This is a genomic window from Vreelandella boliviensis LC1 (assembly GCF_000236035.1).
GTDB lineage: Bacteria > Pseudomonadota > Gammaproteobacteria > Pseudomonadales > Halomonadaceae > Vreelandella > Vreelandella boliviensis.
In genome coordinates this window covers 776,982-799,265 of sequence record NZ_JH393257.1, presented here as the reverse complement: position 1 = coordinate 799,265, position 22,284 = coordinate 776,982, and the positions used below count along the sequence as shown (strand labels likewise).

At 56.0% G+C, this 22,284-nt stretch carries 20 protein-coding genes and 1 pseudogene; 8 read left to right on the top strand and 13 right to left on the bottom strand.

Going from position 1 to position 22,284, the window contains the following annotated elements; translation table 11 throughout:
* The first annotated feature begins 1 nt into the window (after nt 1).
* From KUC_RS03400 to KUC_RS03385, 5 genes are all read left to right on the top strand, one after another.
* Nucleotides 2–742, top strand: a complete 741-nt coding sequence (locus KUC_RS03400; RefSeq protein ID WP_040479418.1) for an NAD(P)H-flavin reductase — start codon at nt 2–4, stop codon at nt 740–742.
* 59 nt (nt 743–801) lie between these two features.
* Nucleotides 802–930, top strand: coding sequence for a hypothetical protein (locus KUC_RS20195; RefSeq protein ID WP_007111697.1), 129 nt, complete (start codon nt 802–804; stop codon nt 928–930).
* Nucleotides 931–1,478: 548 nt separating this feature from the next.
* Nucleotides 1,479–2,576, top strand: a complete 1,098-nt coding sequence (locus KUC_RS03395) for a 3-deoxy-7-phosphoheptulonate synthase (RefSeq protein ID WP_007111695.1) — start codon at nt 1,479–1,481, stop codon at nt 2,574–2,576.
* Between the two features lie 80 nt (nt 2,577–2,656).
* Nucleotides 2,657–3,169, top strand: a complete 513-nt coding sequence (locus KUC_RS03390; protein ID WP_040479415.1) for a DUF3087 family protein — start codon at nt 2,657–2,659, stop codon at nt 3,167–3,169.
* Between the two features lie 45 nt (nt 3,170–3,214).
* The gene (locus KUC_RS03385; protein WP_007111693.1) at nt 3,215–3,946 is read left to right on the top strand and encodes an MliC family protein; all 732 of its coding nucleotides are present in this window, start codon (nt 3,215–3,217) and stop codon (nt 3,944–3,946) included.
* Nucleotides 3,947–3,968: 22 nt separating this feature from the next.
* Here the strand turns inward: KUC_RS03385 and KUC_RS03380 are convergent, their stop codons facing one another.
* Complete coding sequence (locus KUC_RS03380; protein ID WP_007111692.1) at nt 3,969–5,039, bottom strand: metal-dependent hydrolase; 1,071 nt, start codon at nt 5,037–5,039, stop codon at nt 3,969–3,971.
* A gap of 128 nt (nt 5,040–5,167) precedes the next feature.
* Between KUC_RS03380 and KUC_RS03375 the strand changes: the two genes are divergently transcribed.
* Nucleotides 5,168–5,608, top strand: coding sequence for a VOC family protein (locus tag KUC_RS03375; protein WP_007111691.1), 441 nt, complete (start codon nt 5,168–5,170; stop codon nt 5,606–5,608).
* Nucleotides 5,609–5,676: 68 nt separating this feature from the next.
* Nucleotides 5,677–6,138, top strand: a complete 462-nt coding sequence (locus KUC_RS03370) for an META domain-containing protein (RefSeq protein ID WP_007111690.1) — start codon at nt 5,677–5,679, stop codon at nt 6,136–6,138.
* Nucleotides 6,139–6,147: 9 nt separating this feature from the next.
* Here the strand turns inward: KUC_RS03370 and KUC_RS03365 are convergent, their stop codons facing one another.
* Together KUC_RS03365 and KUC_RS03360 are read right to left on the bottom strand one after the other, a co-directional pair.
* Nucleotides 6,148–7,287, bottom strand: coding sequence for an FAD-dependent oxidoreductase (locus KUC_RS03365; RefSeq protein WP_007111689.1), 1,140 nt, complete (start codon nt 7,285–7,287; stop codon nt 6,148–6,150).
* Between the two features lie 32 nt (nt 7,288–7,319).
* A complete protein-coding gene (locus KUC_RS03360; RefSeq protein WP_040479409.1) occupies nt 7,320–8,714 on the bottom strand; it encodes a GGDEF domain-containing protein in 1,395 nt (464 codons plus the stop codon).
* Nucleotides 8,715–8,879: 165 nt separating this feature from the next.
* Here KUC_RS03360 and KUC_RS03355 point away from each other — a divergent pair, with 165 nt between their 5' ends.
* Nucleotides 8,880–9,278, top strand: a complete 399-nt coding sequence (locus KUC_RS03355; RefSeq protein WP_276324878.1) for a transcriptional regulator — start codon at nt 8,880–8,882, stop codon at nt 9,276–9,278.
* Nucleotides 9,279–9,318: 40 nt separating this feature from the next.
* Here the strand turns inward: KUC_RS03355 and KUC_RS03350 are convergent, their stop codons facing one another.
* The 10 genes and pseudogenes from KUC_RS03350 to KUC_RS19905 all read right to left on the bottom strand — a co-directional run.
* The gene (locus KUC_RS03350; RefSeq protein WP_007111686.1) at nt 9,319–11,481 is read right to left on the bottom strand and encodes a dihydrolipoyl dehydrogenase family protein; all 2,163 of its coding nucleotides are present in this window, start codon (nt 11,479–11,481) and stop codon (nt 9,319–9,321) included.
* A gap of 66 nt (nt 11,482–11,547) precedes the next feature.
* Nucleotides 11,548–12,162 (bottom strand): TIGR04282 family arsenosugar biosynthesis glycosyltransferase, encoded by a 615-nt coding sequence (locus tag KUC_RS03345; RefSeq protein WP_007111685.1) that lies wholly within the window; start codon nt 12,160–12,162, stop codon nt 11,548–11,550.
* Nucleotides 12,152–12,853 carry a TIGR04283 family arsenosugar biosynthesis glycosyltransferase gene (locus tag KUC_RS03340; RefSeq protein ID WP_244264731.1) on the bottom strand — a complete coding sequence of 234 codons (702 nt, stop codon included), beginning with the start codon at nt 12,851–12,853 and terminating at the stop codon, nt 12,152–12,154. The genes KUC_RS03345 and KUC_RS03340 overlap by 11 nt, the downstream gene beginning before the upstream one ends.
* Nucleotides 12,840–13,502 (bottom strand): ATP-binding cassette domain-containing protein, encoded by a 663-nt coding sequence (locus KUC_RS03335; RefSeq protein ID WP_007111683.1) that lies wholly within the window; start codon nt 13,500–13,502, stop codon nt 12,840–12,842. The genes KUC_RS03340 and KUC_RS03335 overlap by 14 nt, the downstream gene beginning before the upstream one ends.
* Nucleotides 13,499–15,181, bottom strand: a complete 1,683-nt coding sequence (locus tag KUC_RS03330) for an ABC transporter permease (RefSeq protein ID WP_007111682.1) — start codon at nt 15,179–15,181, stop codon at nt 13,499–13,501. The genes KUC_RS03335 and KUC_RS03330 overlap by 4 nt, the downstream gene beginning before the upstream one ends.
* Nucleotides 15,182–15,184: 3 nt before the next feature.
* A complete protein-coding gene (locus KUC_RS03325; RefSeq protein ID WP_007111681.1) occupies nt 15,185–16,426 on the bottom strand; it encodes an ABC transporter substrate-binding protein in 1,242 nt (413 codons plus the stop codon).
* A 32-nt stretch (nt 16,427–16,458) separates the two neighbouring features.
* The gene (locus KUC_RS03320) at nt 16,459–17,499 is read right to left on the bottom strand and encodes an aminoglycoside phosphotransferase family protein (protein WP_007111680.1); all 1,041 of its coding nucleotides are present in this window, start codon (nt 17,497–17,499) and stop codon (nt 16,459–16,461) included.
* A gap of 165 nt (nt 17,500–17,664) precedes the next feature.
* Entirely contained in the window at nt 17,665–18,738 is a 1,074-nt protein-coding gene (locus KUC_RS03315) for a TauD/TfdA dioxygenase family protein (protein WP_007111679.1), read from the bottom strand.
* A gap of 207 nt (nt 18,739–18,945) precedes the next feature.
* Nucleotides 18,946–21,792, bottom strand: a complete 2,847-nt coding sequence (locus tag KUC_RS03310) for a valine--tRNA ligase (RefSeq protein WP_040479408.1) — start codon at nt 21,790–21,792, stop codon at nt 18,946–18,948.
* A 128-nt stretch (nt 21,793–21,920) separates the two neighbouring features.
* Nucleotides 21,921–22,284, bottom strand: a pseudogene (locus KUC_RS19905) (MFS transporter); the annotation flags it as partial.

The window sequence follows — 22,284 nt, the reverse complement described above, 5'->3', positions numbered from 1 at the left end:
CATGAGTGCAAGGACGTTGACTTGCCAAGTCACCGAGGTTGAGAACTTAAACCCCGATGTGTTTGGTGTGACGCTAACCGGACGCGCCGAAGCCATGCAGCATGCGCCGGGGCAATATTTAGAGCTTAAGCTGGACGACACAACCTGGGTGCCGTTTTCGATCGCCAGCGCAGATCGCAGTGATGGTGTTATCGAGCTGCATATTCAGCACTGGCCCGAGCGGGATAATTCCGCGCGGCTGCGTGAACTGCTGCAGGTAGCTAACCAGCTCACGCTGCGTTTGCCCGGTGGTGAGTGCGTACTTGATAGCGAAAGTGAAAGACCGCTGCTGTTGATTGCTGCGGGGACCGGTTTTTCGCAGATGAAAGCCATTGTCGAAGCCGTTCTTGCACGCCAACCGACGCGATCCGTTGACCTTTGGTGGGCAGCGCGGGAGCACCGTGATCTCTATTTAGAGCAACTGGCCAGCCAATGGGCACAAACCCACGACAACATCTGCTTTCATGCGGTGACCGAATCGCCCTTAGAAGAGCGGTTGGCAGAGGGCGAACGGATTACCCATCACCTGGGGCGTATTGACCAGGTGTTGAAAACTGCAGATATCACTCCAGACGCCCACGATGTTTATATCTCGGGGTCGCCCAACATGGTGTACGCCTGCCTGGATGTGCTCGATACAAAAGGCATGAAGCTTGAGAGAGTGTTTTCGGATGTGTTTGCCTACGCACCGCGATCTACTTAATATAGCCTCATATTTTTGACACTCCCCCTGATATAGCGTTGATAAAAAAGGAGGCTAACATGGCCCATCACGACGAAAATTTTAAAGACGATTCTGGATTTCTATCCATTTTTCTTGGCTTGGTAGTGTTGGTTAGCATGAGCGCGCTGCCCGCGACCATTGGTTGGGTACAAGCTTTTAGCGGTTGAGTGTTGCCATTTGCAGCGCTTGCAGGCAGGATAAAGTTATAACGCCATTGCGGTGGCCCAATACCCTGTTTTTACAGGCCCGTTTTACTAACCTGATTCCACTAACTGGAAATAGCGATGCAAACTCTAACGTGCCTTCCTACTGCAAATGTTCTGCCTACCCTGGCTGAGTGTAGTGGTGTGCGCGCTGCATCTTATGGGTATTGGTTTAGCCACGGTGTGCCTCTGGCCGACGGCTAACGTCGCGCCAACAGGCACACCACTCGGTTGCCTGCCGCAAGCACAGAAGCCCCGGTCGGTAACCCCGCCGGGGCTTCTGGCGTTTTTGGGCCTAGTGATTTTCGGCAATAGTTATTCATCATTATTTCATCAAGGAGCAGCATCATGATTTATCGCGCACTGACTAACGCTTTCGCTACCGGTTTTGTGGGTTACGGCTATAGCTGGCGATTTAGCGACGCGCGGTCGGTGCTAGCTGCCACCTCCGACCGTGTTCACTTGGGTGGTCACACAGCCATACGATGTCACACGATTGCGGAGAATTAATCATGAATGCGCCTATCAGTCCTGTTATTAATAAAACCACGGTAACCACTGCCCAAGCTACTTCCCGGCTAACGCCTTCAGCGCCTGAGTCCAATGCCAAAAGGCTGCCTACCCCCGCCGAACTTCGGCAGCGTATCTCGTTAAGTGACCCGTTAGGTGAGCAAATTGCCCGCCAGCGCCACGCTGTACAGCAAATTTTGAGCGGGCACGATGAGCGTTTACTGGTGGTGGTTGGCCCCTGCTCCATTGACGATCCCGATGCGGCGCTCGAATACGCGGATCGCCTGGCTGCGCTAAGCGAAGAGATCAGCGAACGTATTTTGCCGGTTATGCGCGTCTACGTTGAGAAACCACGCACCACCGTGGGCTGGAAAGGGCTGGCCTACGATCCAGACTTGGATGGTAGTGGCGATATGCCCCGTGGGTTGGCGCTCTCTCGTGAACTGATGCATGCCGTCGCCGCACGCGGCCTGCCGGTGGCCACCGAGCTCCTACAGCCGATGTTGGCGGCCTATGTAGACGATTTGTTGAGCTGGGTAGCCATTGGTGCGCGCACCACCGAGTCGCAGTTACACCGGGAGCTTGCCAGCGATTTGTCAGCGGCGGTGGGGTTCAAAAATGCCACCAGTGGCGATGTACAAGTGGCTATCGATGCCATGAGTGCGGCGGCCCACCCGCACCAGCGTTTCGCGGTAGACCCTCAAGGCTACCCGATCGTGCAGCAAACTGCAGGCAACCCGCACACCCACGTGGTGCTGCGTGGTGGGCACGGCGAGCCCAACTATCAGGCACAACACGTACGTGCGGCAACCACCGCGCTGCGTAATGCCGGACAAAACCCACGGCTAATGGTGGATTGCAGCCATGCCAATGCGCGTAAAGATCATCGCCGCCAGAGTGAAGTAATGCTGGATGTATTGGCGCAGCGGCAGGCAGGTGAAGCCAACCTGGTCGCACTGATGCTGGAAAGCCACCTGTTCGAAGGTAAGCAGCCGCTCAAGCCTGGTGCTATGCGTTACGGTGTATCGGTCACCGATGCCTGCGTGGGCTGGGAAACGACCGAACACTTACTTAAAACGGCTGCAGATCGCCTGGCGTAATTGCATTTGTAAACGCTATTACTTGTTTGCCCCGGTCAGCCCCGTATCATAGGGTGTTTGCAGCGATAATGAGGCTGGCCATGGTATTTACCCTAGAACATCACGACCCCGAGACCTACCGCCGTAAAGCCCGCATGATCAGCTTTGCCATGGCGGGGCAACTGATTATTTTTGGCCTCCTGTTCTCAATGCTCCTTACCTCCGCCTTTGGCAGCAGCCTATGGCTCAACGCACTAGGCGTGCTGCTTGGGCTACTGGCCACCAGCGCGTTATTCGCCGTGCTGCGTGAGCGCCCATGGATGACGGAGGTGCGCTATGTCTGGCAGCTCAAACATCACCTCTCGCAAGTCAGTGGCTATCTTTCGCAACTGCGCAAAGCGGTGGAAGAGAACAACCGCACGGCGCTGGATCTGCTTACTTTCTATCACCAGGGCATGGCGCAGTTGGCGGAGCTTAATGGGCGCACCACCGACGACGATGCCGAACGGCTAGCGGAAAAAATGCAGGTTAAAATCAAACGCGAAGAGCTGGGGTTGCCCCTGCAGGTGGAAAGTATCGATACTCACGATCTGCAGGCGTTCAAACGTAGGTAAGCTGCTCAGCAAGCAATAGAATTAATCATACAGGGAGCACGATGTATGAATACGTTAAAAGCATGGGGTGGGGCCATCGCCGCTGCTGGTGTGATTGTGGTGCTTGGGGGTTGTGCAGCAACACCCTCCACAGAAACGAACGCCGCTAACCAAGCAACGCTAGATAACCGGGCGCCTTTTCTGCCCTCGGCGCTTTTTCCTGGCTCTGCGCAGACCTTTGCCGCGTGGCACTGCGAGCCCGCTCAGCAGCACTTAGTGACTGCCACCAATGCCAACGATTTGCGCCTATGGTCGCTGCACGGCGCATGGGAGCTACCCCAAGCAGTCGTGGCCAGCGGCGCCCGCTACCAAGATGGTGAAATCAGCTTCTGGAACCGAGGTGACAAGGCGTTAGTGGAAACGCCGCGAGGGCAGCTGCAGTGCTCGCTAGCCGAGCAGCGTGACGCCTTAACCCGAGCGGCGAAGCCCGGCGTGATGTTCTTTGGCCAGGGTAACGAACCGGGCTGGACGGTTGCGTTAGCGCACGATACGCCGACGCTAACGATGGAGACGAACTATGGGAAAGAGCGCCTTCAACTGCCTTATATGGTTAGCGTTATGGACAATGAGGCTGGTCGGGTCGTGATTGAAAACGCCGACGTAGAGCCCTTTTTTCGCGTACGTATCGACGCTGGGGCCTGTTTCGACAACATGAGCGGCAAGCCTTTCCCCTCTCGCGTTACGCTGACCTACGGTGGGGAGCAGTACAGCGGCTGTGGCCAAGGTATCGCTCCCTAGGCGAACCTAATGAAGAAGTGCCTCAGCAACGATAAACAACACCCTCGGCCCGCCACTCTTGCGCCACAAAATCGCTGGCGCACAGGGCAGAGGTGTTGCCAGCGGCACGGGCGGCGAGACGCGATAGTGTTTCCATCTGAATGTCGCGGCTGCTCTCCAACTGCTCGCTCACCGCTAAGGGTTGCCAGTGTTCATCCTCTAGGGTTGCCAGGGTAAAGCTAAACGGATGAAAGCCTGGGAAGCCGAGTCGAATATCGGTGGCGATCAGCGTTTCTTTTCCCTCTAGCTGCCGTGTTTCGTAGCGCAGGAAAGGTCCCGTAAACCAGGTTAAGCGCTGCCCTTGCTGGCTGGCCAAGGCGAACGTTTCTAGTTCAGCGTTACGAACCAGCGGCTCAAGACTCGGCTGACGGTCATCGTCAAACACACTGATCAGGCTTTCATAATAGCGATCCCCGTCAATCACCGTGGCGCGCCATAGCACAATGTTAAACGGCGTTGGCTGTATCAGTAGCGGAGCCTCTTCCAGCCCCTGCTCCGCCAGGGCCGGGGTGAGACGTTGCTCTACTACTAACTTCGCACCTGCTGCCATCATTAGGTAAACACTTGTGATGGCCAATCCCCATGTGCAAGCTTTACGTACCCGTTGAGAGACCAAGGCGATCCCCAGGGAGAGTAACAGCGGCAGCGTATAGAACGGATCGATAATAAAAATAATTGGCCATGCAGCGGGAGCGAAATCAAGGGGCCAAAGCAGCTGGGTACCGTAAGTGGTCAGCGCATCAAGCAGTGGATGGGTAATCAGAATAAGCGCAAAAAAGCACCACCAGCGGGGCAGGCTAATATCTTTTGCGGGAGCAAATCGCGCGCACAGCAACGCCAACAGGGTAGCTAACCCTGTTAGTACAAAAAGCGAATGGCTAAAACCACGATGCTCGGTGACATTGGCTACGGCATCGCCATAATCCAACGCTACATCAAGATCGGGCAGTGTGCCCAGTACAGCGCCGATGAGAATGGCCTTCCGGCCAAGGCGTTGGCCCAGTATGACCCCACCAATGGTTGCGCCAAGTGCGGCTTGAGTGACTGAATCCACAGGTTTCTCCGACGAGTAAACCCAGCTAAGATAAACGTTATAATTTAATTATACAGCGTTGTAGCGATTTATTTTCGCTGTCACGTTTCTGTAAAGTATAGCCAAGGCCGTTTTTATCAGGAGTCGATATGCAATATCTACATACCATGGTGCGTGTTAGTGACCTAGATGCTTCGTTGCGTTTTTACTGCGATCTGCTGGGTCTTAAGGAAGTTCGCCGTAAAGAGAATGATAAAGGGCGTTTCACGCTGGTGTTTCTGGCCGCACCAGAAGATGAGCCACGCTCCGATCGGCTGACGGCTCCGGAACTTGAACTGACGTATAACTGGGATCCGGAAGAGTACACAGGCGGGCGTAACTTTGGCCACCTAGCTTACCGGGTGAATGATGTTTATGCGCTCTGCCAACACCTTCTGGACAACGGCGTGACGATTAATCGCCCGCCCCGTGATGGTCATATGGCGTTTGTTAAATCACCGGATGGGATCTCTGTAGAGCTGCTGCAGAAAGGCGATGCCCTGGCGCCACAAGAGCCATGGTCCTCCATGGAAAACACCGGTAGCTGGTAGCTATTCCAGAAAGCGCTATTACACAAAGAACGATGACATAAAGAACGATGACACAAGGAAAGTTGACCATGACCATGAAAGGTTGGTGTTTACTGCCAATGCTCGCTTCCGCTGCGTTACTGTTAAGTGCTTGTAGCAGTTCACCAGGGCCAAGCACTGCGCCGCAACCAGGGCCGGGTGACGCTTCGCTTTCGGGCGCTATCGTCGACCAGCGTTGGAATTTATTACTGGTGGGAACTGATGAGCGGCTCTCCATGCCGGAAACGCCATTTTTCAAGATTGCGAATGATGGAAACGTCAGCGGCCACGACGGCTGTAATCGCTTTAGCGGTGAAGTAACACTCGGTGAGAACCAGCGTATTGAGTTTAGCCAGTTAGCCACCACGCGCATGGCGTGCCCGCAAATGGCTGATGCCAAGCGGGTCACTGATATGATGGAGACCGCCTATCGGTATTTGATTGACCATGACCGGTTGGTCTTCTTTGGCCCGGATAGTCGCGTTTTAGGCGGCTGGCGCGAAGGTAATTAATCTCGCCGGTTAGCCTTCAAAAGGCGGATTGAAGCGGGCGATAAAGCACGCATCAATCCGCTTTTTCCACTGCCATACCCACTTGCCTGATACCCCAAAGCCACCGCGGCTGGCAATCGCGCGGCCGTCGCCGGTGCCAATCAGTGACAACACGCGTTTGGGTGGCTGCCAGGCGGCCAACGGTTCACCGTGGCAGCCCCGGCGTATGTTGTCAGCTAAGTGTGGCCCCATGCGCACTGCGTATACACCCGCGTTGGGCAGCGCTGGGGTAAACGCTGCGCAGTCGCCAGCGGCAAAAATCTTCGGCTGGCCGGTGACCTCCAGCGTGTTGTCTACCCGGATAAAACCGTATTGATCCAACGGCAGCACAGTGCCCGCCAACCAAGGGTGGCCGACAGCGCCCGTTGCCCAGAGCACGATATCCGCATCGATGCGGATATCGTCATGGGTGGTTACTCCGCCTTCAACCAGTGTTTCTCCGCGTTGCTTAACGTGAACGGTAATGTTTGCCTTTGAGAGCGAGCGTCGGATTAGCCAGCGAGGCACGCGCCCGGCCCCGGGCAAGAGTGTCTTAGCGGCGCTGAGCAGATGCCCCTCCCAATGAATATCCGGGCGCTGTTGGCGCAGTTGAACCAATACACTCATCAGTGTTTCACAGCCCGCGGCACCGCCTCCTACGCCTACCACTCGTTGAGAGCCGCCACTGGGTAAGTGGCTAAGCTCATTTTTCAGCACTTGCCAGCGTTGGTGTAGGCTGCTTAATGGGCGCATGGCGAGTAGCTTGGGTAGATTCTCTCCATGCTGCTGGGGAAGCGCCAGGGTTGAGCCGATATTGAAGGAAGCTACGTCAAAAACAACGCGCTCGCCATTCGCTAGCGCTACGTAACGCTCCTGGGTGTTGATCGTGATCGCTGGGGATAGAATTAATCGGGCGTTGGCTCTTTTGCACAATGCCGCCACGTCGATTTGTGTCTCGCGCAGCGTACACTCTCCCGCTAGCCATGCGGGCACGCTGCCGGAGTAAGCTGCTAGAGGACTATCGCTCACCATGGTAATCGCGATGTTGGAGTCAGGTTGTTTGGCAAAGGCTTCGAGTACAAAGGCGTGGGCATGACCCGCACCAATCAGTAATAATTGCTGCATGGGCATCGCCTATTTGAATGGAAAGAGCTGTCGAGTGCTTAGCAGAGAACGACCTGATTTTTACCCGCCATTTTGGCCAGATACATGCCTTGATCCGCCCGCTCAAGCAACTGGCGGGGCTGGTCGCCGGGTTGGGCTAGGGTCAGGCCAATGCTAATCGTTAATTGGCCGGCGATGGAGAAGGCGTGTTGCTCCACGTTGTGGCAGAGTCGGTTAGCCAGCTTTAGGCTGGTGTCTTGGTCAAGCCCCTTGGATACGATGACGAACTCTTCGCCTCCCCAGCGCCCGAGATGGTCATCATGTCTCAACGTTTCCTGCACTAAATGCGACATATCACGCAAGATATCATCGCCGGTCGCATGCCCATAGGTGTCGTTAATTTTTTTAAAATCATCAATATCAAACATCAACATGGCAAAACCGACTGACGAATGGATTAAATCGTCAATCACCAACTCTGTGTAGTAGCGATTCCAACATTTCGTTAAGGGGTCGGTATGGGCCAGGCCCTCAAGGCGTTGGTTAGTCTTGGTTAGTTGGCGATTGACGTGAACGACCTCCTGGGCCGTTATGGCCACTGCCAAATCGTCGGCCAGCTCAATCATCATGGAGGCTTCCAGCGGCATCCAATAACTCAAGGAGTCTTGAAGCGTCGTATCAGCAACCAAAGTGGGGAGGAGCGGCTGTTGGCGAAACAGAAATAACCAGCCTAACGAGGCATTCGCGACGCAGAGCTGGGCCGCCAAGCCGCCTTGGCAGCTGCCATTTAGCTCGGCAATTTCGTCATGGGCGTTGTGCTGGTTCAATTGCTGTAACTGATGAAATAACCGGTGATTGGAGGGGCATTCGCCAAAGCAGTGGAGATCGCCCTGATAAGCCAACGCGATGCCTTCGGCCTGAAAAATATCGCACCAGCTAGCACCATGATGATGCAAAATATCATCAATGGAAGTCAGTCGTTTAATATCTCTGGATAGCAGTCTGCGGCGCGACTTTAAACCTAACTGGCGAGTGGTCATACGTTCCGCTTTTAACAAGCGTAAGCGTTGGGAAGCAATATCGATGAGTAGCTGGATCCACTTGCTAGGCCCTGCGTAGACTGCAGAAGGGTGCCCAATATACCCCCACACTTCATGTTCGCCATGTAGCTCATAAAGTTGCAGCTCTGAGGCAGCTAGATCGTCGTAACAATGAATAGCGAGCAGCGCGTGGTGAGAGGCCAGGGTACTTTCCAGTGGGTAGCAGTATGCCAAACGAAGATTTCCTGTGCTCAAGCGGCGATAAAGTGCCACTGGTTGACCCTGAGTAAGCGCATGAAGCGTTTTGGCCAGTAGTTCAAAAAGCTCAACAGGAGTCGCCGAGCCGCATAGTAGGGCCAGCTCATGACACAGGTTGTCGATATTTTGCACTGATGGAGATAGTGTGCCACTCATCCTGAATGACTCCTCAAGCGCCGCGATTCAGCGCTTAGCATAACCACTCGCCTGATACTACTAAGCGAAAGCTCGAAATTGAATTAATGATTCAATCAAAAGGTGAACAGTTATTCAACTATTATTGAACAATCGCTTCACATTGGCGGCATGAATGAAAAAATCATGTTCGCCGAGCGTCTAAAAGCGGCGCTAGAAGCAGCCGGTTACGAAGCGCGACCGTCAGTGCTTGAGCGGGAGTTTAACCTGCGCTACTGGGGAAAGCCGATCACGTTTCAGGCCGTTAGGCGCTGGCTGCGCGGTGACTCAATCCCCAGCCAGGATAAGCTTCAGGTTCTGGCCCGCTGGCTGTTAGTCGACCCGCACCACTTGCGCTACGGCGATGGTGGCACCGCTTATACCGTCAGCGAACCTCCCGCAAGTTGGGACATTTCATCGACCAATGAGGAGCGCCAATTGCTGTCACTCTACCGGGGGCTCCCCGCTGCCCAGCGTAAAGTAGTGCGCGAAATTATTGAAACATTCGCCAACGTGCACTCGCCTGCTAATGGCCGAAACGATTAGTCGTGCTGCTTTTTCCTAACTATATTTTCAACATAGTGCACTAGGTGTCAATTTTTTTAGCTGAATTGTCACCGCGTCGCCAATTGAAGTAGCGCTTCAATATCGCCAGCACCCGTTCAGGCTTGTGGGCGTTTTTCCACACCCCGGCGGTGGCCTTGGCCGCCTCGCCCAGCGTGGGGTAGGGGTGAATGGTACCCAGCAGCTTATTGAGGCCCAAACCATGCTTCATGGCGATGGTAAACTCTCCCAGCCATTCGCCGGCATTTTCCGCCACGATAGTTGCACCGAGAATCTTGTCTCTGCCGGGCACGGTAAGCACTTTGATGAAGCCTTGGGTCGCGCCTTCGGCGATGGCCCGGTCGCTTTCGCTCATGGCGTAGTGGGTGACCTCAAAGGCAATGCCTTGTGCTTTAGCCTCTTTTTCGTTTAACCCCACCCTGGCCACTTCCGGCTGCACATAGGTGACCGCAGGCATATAACGGTTATCCACCGCAAAGCTTTTTAGCTCGCCAAACAGCGCATTGACGGCCGCGTGCCACGCCTGGTGAGCCGCAGCGTGAGTGAGCTGATAAGGCCCTGCTAAATCACCACAGGCCCATATATTCGGCAGGCGGGTTTGCAACCGCTCGTTGAGTTCAAGTGTGCCCGCCTGGGTGGTGGCGATGCCCAGCGCTTCTAACCCTAAGCCTTCTACGTTGGCTTGGCGTCCCGCGCTAACCAGCAGGTAGTCAAAGGGAAGCACCTTGCGCTCACCGTGATATTCCACTGCTAGCTGATAGTCGCCATCGTCGTTGATAACTTCCAGCGCCTTGGCGTCGGTCATCACCGTCACACCTTCGTTAACCAACGTGCTTTCGATCAGCTCGCCGACCTCTGGATCTTCGCGGCCCAGCAGTTGGGAAACGCCTTCTACCAGGGTGACGTGGCTACCCAGACGGGCAAAACTTTGGCTTAGCTCGCAGCCAATCGCACCGCCGCCCAGCACCACTAAACGCTTGGGCAGCTCCATTAGTGACCAAAGATTTTCAGAGGTTAAAACGGGCGCGCCGACAATCCCGGGTAGCGGAGGCACCCTTGGCCGTGCACCAGTAGCCAGCACGATATGTCGAGCGGTCAGAGTTTTATCGCCGACCTGTACTCCCCAGGGAGAGGTGAGCTTGGCCTGCTCTTGGTACACCTCAACGCCTAGGCCGTTATAGCGCTCCACGCTGTCGTGGGGTTCGATATCGCTAATCGCCTGTTTCACATGGCCCATCACCTTGGCAAAATCGACCTGCGGCTCACTGGAGGCCACCCCGAATCGGTGGGCGGTGCGAATCTCATGGGCGGCGCGAGCGGCACGAATGAGCGCTTTAGACGGAACGCAGCCAGTATTCAGGCAGTCGCCACCCATCTTGTGTTTTTCCACCAGCGCCACTTTGGCGTTCACGGCGCTGGCGATATAGCTGGTGACCAGCCCTGCCGAGCCGCCACCGATCACTATAATGTCGTAGTCAAAACGCGCTGGCCGGGTAAAACCTTTATATGCTTTGCGCTTCTGCACCAGTTGTACAATGCGCCGAGCTATCCAGGGGAAGATGGCCAGCAGTAAAAACGATGCGATAAGCGTTGGTGAAAGGATGCCCCCCAGGCTCTCTAAATCACCTAGCTGCCCACCCGCATTCACATAAATAGCGGTGCCGGGAAGCATAGCAACCTGGCTTACCCAGTAAAAAGTGATGGTTTTGATGCGTGTCAGACCCATGACCAGGTTGATCATAAAGAACGGAAACACGGGCACTAAACGCATGGTGAAGAGATAGAGAGCACCGTCGCGCTCTACGCCCCGATTCACTGAGGCAAACTGGCGCGGAAAACGTTTTTCGATCGGGCCGCGGAAAAGAAACCGTGAAAGTAGAAAAGCCAGCGTGGCCCCCATGGTGCTGGCGAAGGAGATAATCAGCAGCCCCCAACCTAAACCAAATAGCGTACCGCCAAGCAAAGTCATCAGCGTGGCGCCCGGCAGTGAGAGCGCGGTTATCACTACATAAACGGCAAAAAAGATCCCCGCTACCTGCCAAGGGTTTTGATTAAATGCCGTTTGGAAGTCGCTTTGGTACGCTTTGATGGTTTCCAGGGTGAACCATTGATGGGCACCGCTTATGAAAAACACGCCCATGGCGGTGATCAGTAGCGCTGCAATAATCAAACGTTGTCGGGTCACAATAAAGGCTCCAGCGCTAATAAGGTAAGTATCGGTGGTTACTGAGTGAGGAGAGAGCCCGTTTCCTTACATCGACACGGCCAAACCTTTCCAGCGCTGCCAGTCTTCGGGGCGATCCACATCCCAAATAGTCGCAGGGTAGGCGGCGTGAAGGCCTAGTGTCTCAATGCGCTGCTGAGTGGTGGTCAGCACGCTTTGGGTACCCCAGGGGATATCTTCAAACAACGCGGGGTAGTCTTGGCGGGTGCCCACAAAACCGTAGCCGCCATCTTCGGCGGGTAAAATCACCACCTCAAAGCTGGTCAACTGCTGCGCGCAGGTGGAGATCAGCGCGCTGGTAATACTCGGGCAGTCACTGCCCATGAGCATGGCAGGCCCTGGGGTACTGTTCAGAGCATGGCGAACCCGTGTGCCTAAATCGCCGTCTGGCTGGGCGCTTAACGTCACACCAAACGTCTCGCGAAGCTCGGTAAAGAGCGGGTGGGCGTGATCAAGCGCCGTCCATAGCGTGACATTTTCGGCAGACAGCGCTTTGCAGGCATTAGCGACACAGTGGCGTACCAGTTCCGCGTGGGCGTTGGCAGCACCTTCTAAACCTAGCAGGGGCGACAGACGTGTTTTAGCCAGCCCCGCCAGCGGCGCTTTTGCCAGAAGGTGAAGGTGGGGTATTTCAGCGGGCATCGCGATACTCCTTGGCGAGTTGGGTTGCGCTAACGCCGCGCCAGTAGCGGTAGCGCAGCCGCCACATCAGTAGGATGGTTTTCCAAGCGCCGAACTCATCCCAGCGCCTTCCCGAGCTTATCACTTTGGCCCCCAGGCAGGCGGGGGAAGAGAGCTTTTTGAGTCGTTTGGAGAGTTCAATGTCTTCCATCAGTGGCTGTTCGGGAAAGCCACCGACGGCTTTGAAGGTGCTCGCGCATATAAACATGCCCTGGTCGCCGGTGGCGATGCCGGTGAGTCGCGAGCGCTGATTCATCATCCAACCCACCATGGGCAGCCAGCCGCTGCGGCCTGAAAGCTCAATATCAAAGCGCCCCCAGGCGTGGCGGTTAAGCGCTTGGGTTATCTGCTCAACGGCGTTCTTGGGCAGTTGGGTATCCGCGTGTAGGAACAGCAGCGCCGATGCGCTGGCATGCTGGGCGCCCAGATTCATTTGCAGTGCCCGCCCGGCTGGGCTATTGAGCACTAGATCTGCCAGTGGTTGGGCGATTTTAACGCTGTCATCTTGGCTTCCGCCATCCACCACAATGACTTCGATGGGCATAGAAAAACGCAGTGGCTGAAGCGGCGTCAGGGCCGCCTCAATGCCCGCGGCCTCATTAAGCACCGGTATCACTATGCTGAGGTGGGGAGGTTTTTCAGCCAAGCTCAATGACAGGCCCTCCCGCCGCGTTGGCATCCGCGTGGTCGTGGGTAACCAGTAGCGCAGGCAGGCCTGCCTCACTCAGTTGGCTAAACACCAGCGTGCGCATTTCCTGGCGCAGCGCGGTATCCAGTTTGGAAAACGGCTCATCCAACAGCACCGCCCGTGGCTTGGAAAGCAGTAGGCGCATCAACGCCACGCGGGCCTGTTGACCACCGGAAAGGGTGGCAGGGTCGCGGGCTTCATAACCTGCTAACCCCACTTGCTCAAGCGCTTGGGTGACCTGTTGGCGCTTACCTTTGATATGGCGAGGTAGCCCAAAGCGCAAATTTCCGCCTACGCTTAGGTGCGGAAACAACATCGGATCCTGAAATAAAAGTCCAATGCCGCGTTTTTCAGCAGGCAGGGTGTCCAGGCGCTGTTCATCAAGATAAAGCTGGCCCTGGGCCTGGAAGGCGGGCGAGAGAAAGCCCGCCAAGTAAGCCAGCAGGGTTGATTTGCCCGAACCAGAGGGGCCCATTACGGTTAACACCTCACCCGGTTGGATAACGCTGTCGAGTGCTAGCAGCGTCTCTCCATGCAGCGATATGTTTAGCTGCTTAATGTGAAGCTGCTGGGTGTGAAGCCGCTCTGTGTGAAGGTTAGCATTCACTATCATACTACTCCTCGCATGTTGCGCCGCTTAGACCACATCAACCGCGGGATCATCAGTGCCAAGCTAAAGCCGATAAAGGGCAGCAGCGCTTGTAGTAGCGCCAGTACGGCAATTAAGCGTCGATTGCCACCGGATGCCATGGCTACTGCTTCAGTGGTAATGGTGGGAACGCGCCCGCCGCCCAGCAACAGCGTGGGTAAATATTGGCCGATACTCACTGCTAAACTGACCGCGCAGGCGGTGAGCAGTGGGGCCAGCAGCAGTGGCAGGCGTACCCGACAAAAAGCTCGCCATGGGCTAGCCCCAAGGGAGTGAGCAACTTGCACCCAGCGTGGATCCAGACGCCGATACGCTTCGGACAGCGATAAATACAGATAAGGCGCCACAAACAGTAAATGGGCCGCAACCACTAACGCCCATTGGGGACGAACACTAATACTCTCCGCCGCGACTACCAAGCCAAACAGAAAGGCGACCTGAGGCACGATAAGCGGAAGATACAGCAGCCACTGGGAGCGGCTAACCGGTAAATGATGGCGCGCCGCGTTCTCAAGGGTTGCCACTACCAGCACGGCGGCAATCAGCGTCGCTGCTAGCCCAACGCTAAGTGTATTCAGCAGCGGTGTGGTCACACTGGGCAAAATGCGCTGCCAGTGATCCAGAGTAAACGTGCCGGGCAAGGCATCAGGAAAGCGCCAAAAACCGGCGACTGAAAAAATCACCAGCCCGCCAATCGCGCTGATGGCCAGCAGCGTCGTGGTGGTCAGCAGCACGCGGCCGCCAACGGCAATAGCAATAGAGCCGGAGCTTCGGGCCCCATTCACCAACCAGCCTTCGCTGATCCGCTTGACGCACTGCTCGCCCAGCCACCAGGTCAAGAGTGCCGCAAGCGTGACGCCGAGTTGTAATACCGCCCCTGCGGAGGCCATATAACGGCGATCCAAGTCTGGATCATTAAACCAGCCAAGAATCGACACGCTAAGTGTGGGGGGCAGCGTCGGGCCGAGAATCATGGCCATATCGACCACCGAGGTGGCGTAGGCAACCACCGCATAAACCGGCAGCCGAATTAACGGATAGAGCGCCGGGAAGACACTTTTCAGCCAGGCGATATTCGCCGAGTAGCCCAGTGAACGTGCCAAAGTCACACGCTTTTCAGGGCCCAACTGGGGCAGTGCTGCAAGGCACATCAAGAGTAAAAAGGGCACCTCTTTAAGCACCAGCCCCGCCATCAGTGCCAACCCCATGGGGTCGTTGACGATCAGCAAATCTGGCGGACGCTCCCAGCCGGTCAACCCAGGGGAGACCCAGCGAACGAACAGCCCGGAAGGGGTGATAAGAAAGGCCAAACCAAAGGCCACCGCTGCGTGGGGAATGGCCAGCAGCGGTGAGACCAGCCGCCGAATGCCGCGGTCTAACCAAGTGCCACGGCTGGCGGCCAAAAACAGCACCACGATGGATAGCGACACCAGTGTGGTGATTAGCCCACTCGTATAGCTCAGCAGTATGGAGCGGTATAACCCAGGGCGCTGCCAAAGCGCCTGCCAGGCGTCAAAGTGAAACGTCTCGCCGCCAAGTACAGGTAAGTAGCCAAACGCCGGGAGAATGACCATCAGCAGGCCCGCCGCTAACGGCACTACCAATACGCCGATCAATATCCATGGGGCCAGACGAAGCAGCATCGACTAGTTCACGTAGCGTTCTTGCCACGCCTCAGCCAGGGCATCGACCCAGCTGGGGTGAGGCTGGCCGAGCACCTCGCCAAGCTCTTTGGGCGGCAGTGTGGCGATGCCTAGATCAATATTGTCGAACAGAGCGCGCTCCTCTGCAGTGAGCTGCTCCATCGCCAGCACAGTGTTACTTCCCCACACCTCTGGGTCTTGTTTTTCCGCCTGCGCTTCGGGTGACATCAAGTAATTGGCCACCACCATAGCGCCTGCCTTATGTTCGGCGTTATAGGGAATCGCCATAAAGCTCATATTGCCGATCATACCGCTATCATGAACGTAGCTGCGCACCGTGTCGGGAAGCTCATAGTTGGCGATAGCCCCAGACGCTTCCGTGGTGCTGAACGACAGCGCGATGCTGATTTCGCTGTCGCCCATTAAGCTGCGCAGATCGGCGCTGTTGGAGGGGAACGCCCGGCCAGAGCGCCACAGGTGGGGGTGAAGCTCATCCAGGTACGCCCAAAGCGGTTCGGTGGCTGCGTCAAAATCTTCTGCCTGCATCGGCTGGTAGAAAATGCGGGTGTCTTCGCCTAGCTCTAACAGCGCCTGGGTAATAAAAGCGTTGCCCAAAAAGTTCGGCACCTGCGGGTAGGTAAATTCACCGGGGTTCTGTGCCGCCCAGTCCAGCAGCTCTGGCATGTTGTTCGGGTGCTCTTCTACCAGCGCCGTATCGTAGTAAAACACCACCTGAGAACTGCTCCAGGGCGACTCCAGGCCATCTATTGGAATCGTCCAGTCGTAACGCACGGCAGGGGTGTTGTCCGGGTCGGTGAGCGGGTAGTTGGGCAGTGAATCCGACCAGGGCCCGAACAGTAGGTCGTTGTTTTTCATAGCGGCAAAATTTTCGCCGTTAATCCAGACCATATCGACACTGCCGGTGTTGTCATTACCCGCCTGTTTCTCCGCTAATACCCGCGACACCGCTTCGGAGGTGTCGCCGAGTTTAACGTGAACCAATTCGATGCCATATCGCGCATCTACCTGCTGTGCCACCCACTCAATATAAGCATTGGTGCGTGCTTCACCGCCCCAGGCATTCCAGTAAACGGTTTGGCCTTCGGCTTCTGCCACGACGCTTTGCCAATCACTAGGGTCAGGGTTGGCCATTGCAGGAAGCGTAAAGGCTAGCATCGCTGTGGAAATAGTTGTGGCTAGCGTTGTTGAAAAAATCGCATGCAGCGAGTGACGGTTAATCGGCATCGCACACCTCATTAGTAGGGAAAGAAAAATCGTTATAGAGAGGCTTGCAGGCACTGAAGCTCGCTATGAACGTGATCAATAACCGGCAGCGAGAGGTAGTGCTCAACGCGGTCGCGCACGTGGTCAATCACGGCGGGGTCGGTGAGCTCTGCCGACCAGTCTTCACCGCACTGCTGGGCATCTTTGGCGTTTAAGTGCTGGGCGCGCCACTTGGCACACCAGGTCAATGACCAGAGCCAGGTAGCGCGGCGGCAGGCGACCAGGGTGTCGGTATCGGGCGACTCATTTATGTCGGCTTGCCAGCGGCGGTAAAAGCTAATCACGTCGCTTAGCGATAGCACGGCTTGGCTGTTGAGGTCCCAAGTGGTCGAGGTGTAAAGGCTGGTGTGAGCAAGATCGATACCCGGTAGGCCGTAGCGGCACTTCTCTAAATCCACCAACACCGCGCGGCCATCGTCGCGGATTAAGAAGTTGCCAGGGTGGGTGTCAAAGCTAATCAGTGTCGGCGTGGCATCGCTTAAGCGAAGCGGGAGCAGATCCAGCTCCTGTTTAATGCGCTGAGTGACTTTGCTCGAAAGCTGGGCATCGCCCAACCAGTTCGCCTGCTGGCGCACCTCGTCGACCATCGCCTGCCATGGGTCTTTAGGAGCAAGCAGTGGTGCCTGCTTCGCGACACTGGGCAGCGGTTGGCGGTGCAGACTCGCCAAGGCGTCGGCGATGGCGGGTAAGTCTTCCGGCAACTTGGCCAAACGACCACGAATAGCTTCGACCAGCAGCCCGCCCCGGGGCAATGTCTCGCTCGGCGGCAGGGTGTCATAAAGTGTTGGCGTGTGCCCGCCAGGGCTAGAGCGCTGGTAGCAGGCTGTCTGATAGGCAAGGTTCTCTGCAGGCGGCAGGTTCATCTGACTCTGCTTCGGTAGCCGCGCCACCCAGTCATCGCCTTCGCGATGAATCCATACGTGATCGTGAGCCAGACCGGTATCCGCCATTGGTGTAAGCTCACGGTACACAATCCCGGCCCGCTTTAATTCGGTTGCCAGCGCCTGTAAACGCGCTTCAGTTGGTGTCGGCATAGAGCAGTCCGTGTCGTTGCTGAATCAGCGATGCCACTTAGTGGCCGTTCTTGTACCAACCTTACACCTTTGGTAAGAAAATGTGGTTAGGGCGCGGTGGAATAGGGCGAAAATGCTTAGATTGGTTAAGGTGTTGTCGCTGAGTGCCTATACCGTTAACAGACCCTAGTTTTGCATGGGGATGTCATCTTTCCAGCGAAACCCAACGCCACCAGCTTTCCAGATGCCATCGCGATTAAAGGGGTGAGGCCCGGCTAAATTGATGTACTGCGGCAAGCCAAAGTGAGGTGCCAGGTTCTGTTTGGACTTGATAGTGACGCGATCCATAATCCTTAGCCCTTGTTCTTCGGCCGACATATGCGCTTCAGGCGCAGCCCTGTGAGCCATTGCCCAGTTATCAACGTAGAGTAAATCCCCCGTTTGATAGTAATAACGGATCCCGTAATCCTTTTCGAAAGACGCCTCCAGGAGATCGTTATAGTCATTGAAAAGCTGTTTCATTTCATCTTCGTTGAGCAAACGAAGATGATCGACAGAGGCGGGGGCCTGTTGTAGCTCATCGATAGCCACGCCTTCTTCGGGTAGCCGCTCTATCACGGCGCCGGTCATTCCCAAATGAAGCCATACGCTCTTGCGCCCCGAAATAGGATGGGTATGGACGACGGGGTGACTGACGCCTGAATCAGAATTCACAGAGACAAGCCGTTCCCAAAACGCCTGCTTTTCCTTTGGTAGCACGTCGAAGGCTGCACCCTGATGAGCAAAGTGCGTTCCGCCGCCTTTTTCAGGTGCCTGCGCCATGTAGTAGGCGGAATGAGAAAACGTCGCTGCTTCGAAGCTGCCATCGTTATGCCACTGGGGGCCAACGCCGAGGATGCCGTAGCGCTTGTCATTGGAGCAGCGGAATATGTCCCGGTTCATGTCAGGCGTGGCGGGATGGACGCCATGAGTGGAATGAATTTCCCCCGCGCCCCACCATTTACTTGCATTGACCAGTTCATCTGCCGAGAGATCCGTTTGGTGTTTAAAGACGATGAAGCCCCGGTTCGCCATTTCCACTTCTAACGCTTCGATGACTGGTTCGGAAAGTCGTGAGCGAACGTCAGCGCCGTAAATCTCGAGGCCAAGCGGTTCCAGCTGTTTGACCGTTAGGCCAGCTTCCTCAAACAGCGCGATACGGCTAGGGTCGAGCGGCGGTATGGTGGGAGGCGTGTTGCTAAATTTGTCTGTTGTTGCCATATTCGAGTGACCTCGATAGTTGAATGCGCAATGGCTCCGTTCAATTTACGATATTGATAAGCCCTCTCAGGATCAGAGCCAAACGAGCCTATACTCATTTGGTCAGGTCGTTATGGGGTTTGTTCCTGATGCAATCAGTGCTTTGGCTGTAGGGCGAAACTAAAAACGGCACCTTTTCGGGTGCCGTTTTCGATGCTTAGCGTGTGATTATAAAGCCTCAATCTTGGCTTTTTGCTCTTCTAATAGCTGTTTGGTGGCTTGGAATTCGGCCAGCTTGCCACGCTCTTTTTCGACCACGGACACCGGCGCTTTGGCGATAAAGCCGTCGTTGCCGAGTTTTTTCTCGATGCCACCGATCAGCTTGTCCTGCTTCTCGATCTCTTTACTAAGGCGGGCGATTTCGGCGTCTTTGTCGATGAGATCTGCCATCGGCACCAGCACTTCCATATCACCCACTAACTGCGTGGCTGAGAGTGGGGCATCATCCGGGTTTTCAAGCCAGGTAACGCTTTCCAGCTTGGCGAGCTTGGACAGGAAGTGGCGGTTGCTCTCAAGGCGCTCAGCGTCTTCAGTCTTGCCTTTGGTCAGCAGCACATCAAGCGGTTTACCGGGGGGGATATTCATCTCTGCGCGGATATTACGCACGGCGATAATCACACCTTTTAACCACTCGATATCCAGGCTGGCCTGATCATCGATTTTGCTTTCGTCGACTTCCGGCCAGGCTTGCAGCATGATCGACGCATCGTCACCCATATATACACCCGCCAGCGGCGAGACACGCTGCCAGATCTCTTCGGTGATATAGGGCATCATCGGGTGAGCAAGGCGCAGAATGGCTTCGAGTACGCGTACCAGCGTGCGACGTGTTCCCCGCTTGGCCTCTGCCGTAGCATTTTCGTCCCATAAAACAGGCTTAGAAAGCTCCAAATACCAGTCGCAGTACTCGTTCCAGACGAATTCATACAGCGCTTGGGAGGCGTGGTCGAAGCGGTACTCGTCCATCGCCTTGGTGACCTGGGCTTCGGTTTTCTGCAGCTGCGAGATAATCCAGCGGTCGGCCAGGGAAAGTTCGACTTCTTCGCCGCTAGTACCGCAATCTTCGCCTTCGGCGTTCATCAGTACGTAGCGCGAGGCGTTCCACAGCTTGTTGCAGAAGTTGCGGTAGCCATCCAGGCGGCTCATATCAAACTTGATATCACGCCCGGTGGTGGCTTGGGAGAGGAACGTGAAGCGCAGCGCATCGGTGCCGTGGGCTTCAATGCCGTCTTTAAACTCGTCCTTGGTGGCTTTAGCGATTGCCTTGGCCTGCTTCGGCTGCATCATATTGCCGGTGCGCTTTTCGAGCAGTTCATCCAGCGTGATGCCGTCGATCAGGTCGATGGGGTCGAGTACGTTGCCTTTGGACTTGGACATCTTCTGCCCTTGGCCGTCGCGCACTAAGCCGTGTACGTAAACCGTCTTGAACGGTACTTGGTTGGTGAACTTCAGGGTCATCATGATCATCCGGGCGACCCAGAAGAAGATGATGTCAAAACCGGTGACCAGCACGCTGGAGGGGTGGAAGGTCTCCAGCTCCGGCGTTTCTTCCGGCCAGCCAAGGGTGCCAAAGGTCCATAGGCCCGAGCTAAACCAGGTATCGAGGACGTCTTCGTCTTGGGTAAGCTCAATATCGTCGCCCAGCTCATGCTTCTCGCGGGCTTCGGCTTCCGTCCGGGCAACGTAGACATTGCCTTCGGCGTCGTACCAGGCCGGGATACGGTGGCCCCACCACAGCTGGCGGGAGATACACCAATCCTGCAGGTCGCGCATCCAGGCGAAGTACATGTTCTCGTAGTTCTTGGGCACGAACTGGATATCGCCATTTTCCACCGCCTCGATGGCAGGCTTGGCGAGGCTTTCCACGGCCACAAACCACTGGTCAGTGAGCAGCGGCTCGATCACATCACCGGAGCGGTCGCCGTAGGGCAGGGTATTGTTAACGGCTTCGACCTGCTCAAGCAGACCCAGGGCATCCATATCGGCGACGATCTGCTTGCGCGCTTCAAAGCGGTCAAGCCCTGCGTATTTAGCGGGCAGGGTGGCGTCTTCGTCTGGCTGGGCCTGCCCTTTAAGATCGAAGATCTCGGCTTGCTCAAGGATTGCCGCGTCTTTGGAGAACACATTGATCAGCAGGTGGTTCTGGCGCTTACCGACTTCGTAATCGTTGAAGTCATGGGCGGGGGTGATCTTGACGCAGCCCGAGCCTTTTTCCATATCGGCGTGTTCGTCGGCGACTACCGGAATACGACGGCCGACCAGCGGCAGCTCGATAAATTTGCCGACCAGCGAAGCATAGCGTTCGTCGTCTGGATTCACTGCCACGCCGGTATCGCCCAGCAGGGTTTCCGGGCGGGTGGTGGCCACGACAAGGTAATCTTTGCCGTCATCGGTCTTAACGCCATCCGCCAACGGGTAGCGGAAGTGCCAGAAACTGCCCTGCTGCTCTTTGTTCTCGACTTCCAGGTCGGAAATAGCGGTGTGCAGCGTTGGATCCCAGTTGACCAGACGCTTGCCACGATAGATCAGCTTCTCTTCGTGCAGGCGCACAAACACTTCCTGCACGGCTTTATAAAAGCCATCGTCCATGGTGAAGCGTTCGCGAGACCAGTCGACGCTGGCGCCCATACGGCGCAGCTGGCGGGTAATATGGTCGCCAGACTCCTCCTTCCACTCCCAGACCTTGTCGATAAATGCCTCACGGCCGAGATCGTGGCGGGTTTTGCCCTCTTCTGCGGCAATTTTGCGCTCCACCAGCATTTGCGTGGCGATACCGGCGTGGTCGGTGCCTACCTGCCACAAGGTGTTATTACCCTGCATCCGCTTCCAGCGCGTCAGGGTATCCATAATGGTGTCCTGGAACGCATGGCCCATATGCAGGCTGCCGGTCACATTGGGCGGTGGAATCATGATCGAAAAAGGCGTGCCCTGGCCGGAAGGGGCAAAACGGTTATCGGCTTCCCAGCGCTCGTACCAGCGGGTTTCGATCTGTTCGGGTTGGTAGGTCTTTTCCATGGGGAGTTGGCTCACGGCTGGCGAGAAATGTGCACATAAGTGCATAGGTGCATAGGTGCATAAATGAATAAGTGCATAGCTAATGGGCGCGAGTATAACGCGAGAGGGTGGGGGGCGTCAGGTGCTACTCACCCTCGATTATTGACCGTGATGGTATGTGCAGAAAACCCGCGCATGGCGATTAGCCCGAGGATGGGCCCCGGCAATAGCCACCAAATTACCGCCAGCGACTGGCTAGACCATAGCGAGGTGACCAGTGCGATGGAGGGAATGGTCAGCCCAAAGCCGATAGCATTCATCATCGCCAGCGCCGCACCTAGCCGCTCCGGCGGGGCCGTAGCCGAAGCCAGCGCCGAAAACTGCGCAGAATCGGCAATCACGCTAACGCCCCATACGCCCAGAAGCGCCAGCAGCAGCCAGGGCGAGGCGCCCCCAAAAAGGGGATAAACCAAACACAACGCACCAGAGGTTGCCAAAGCAACGCAAGCCACT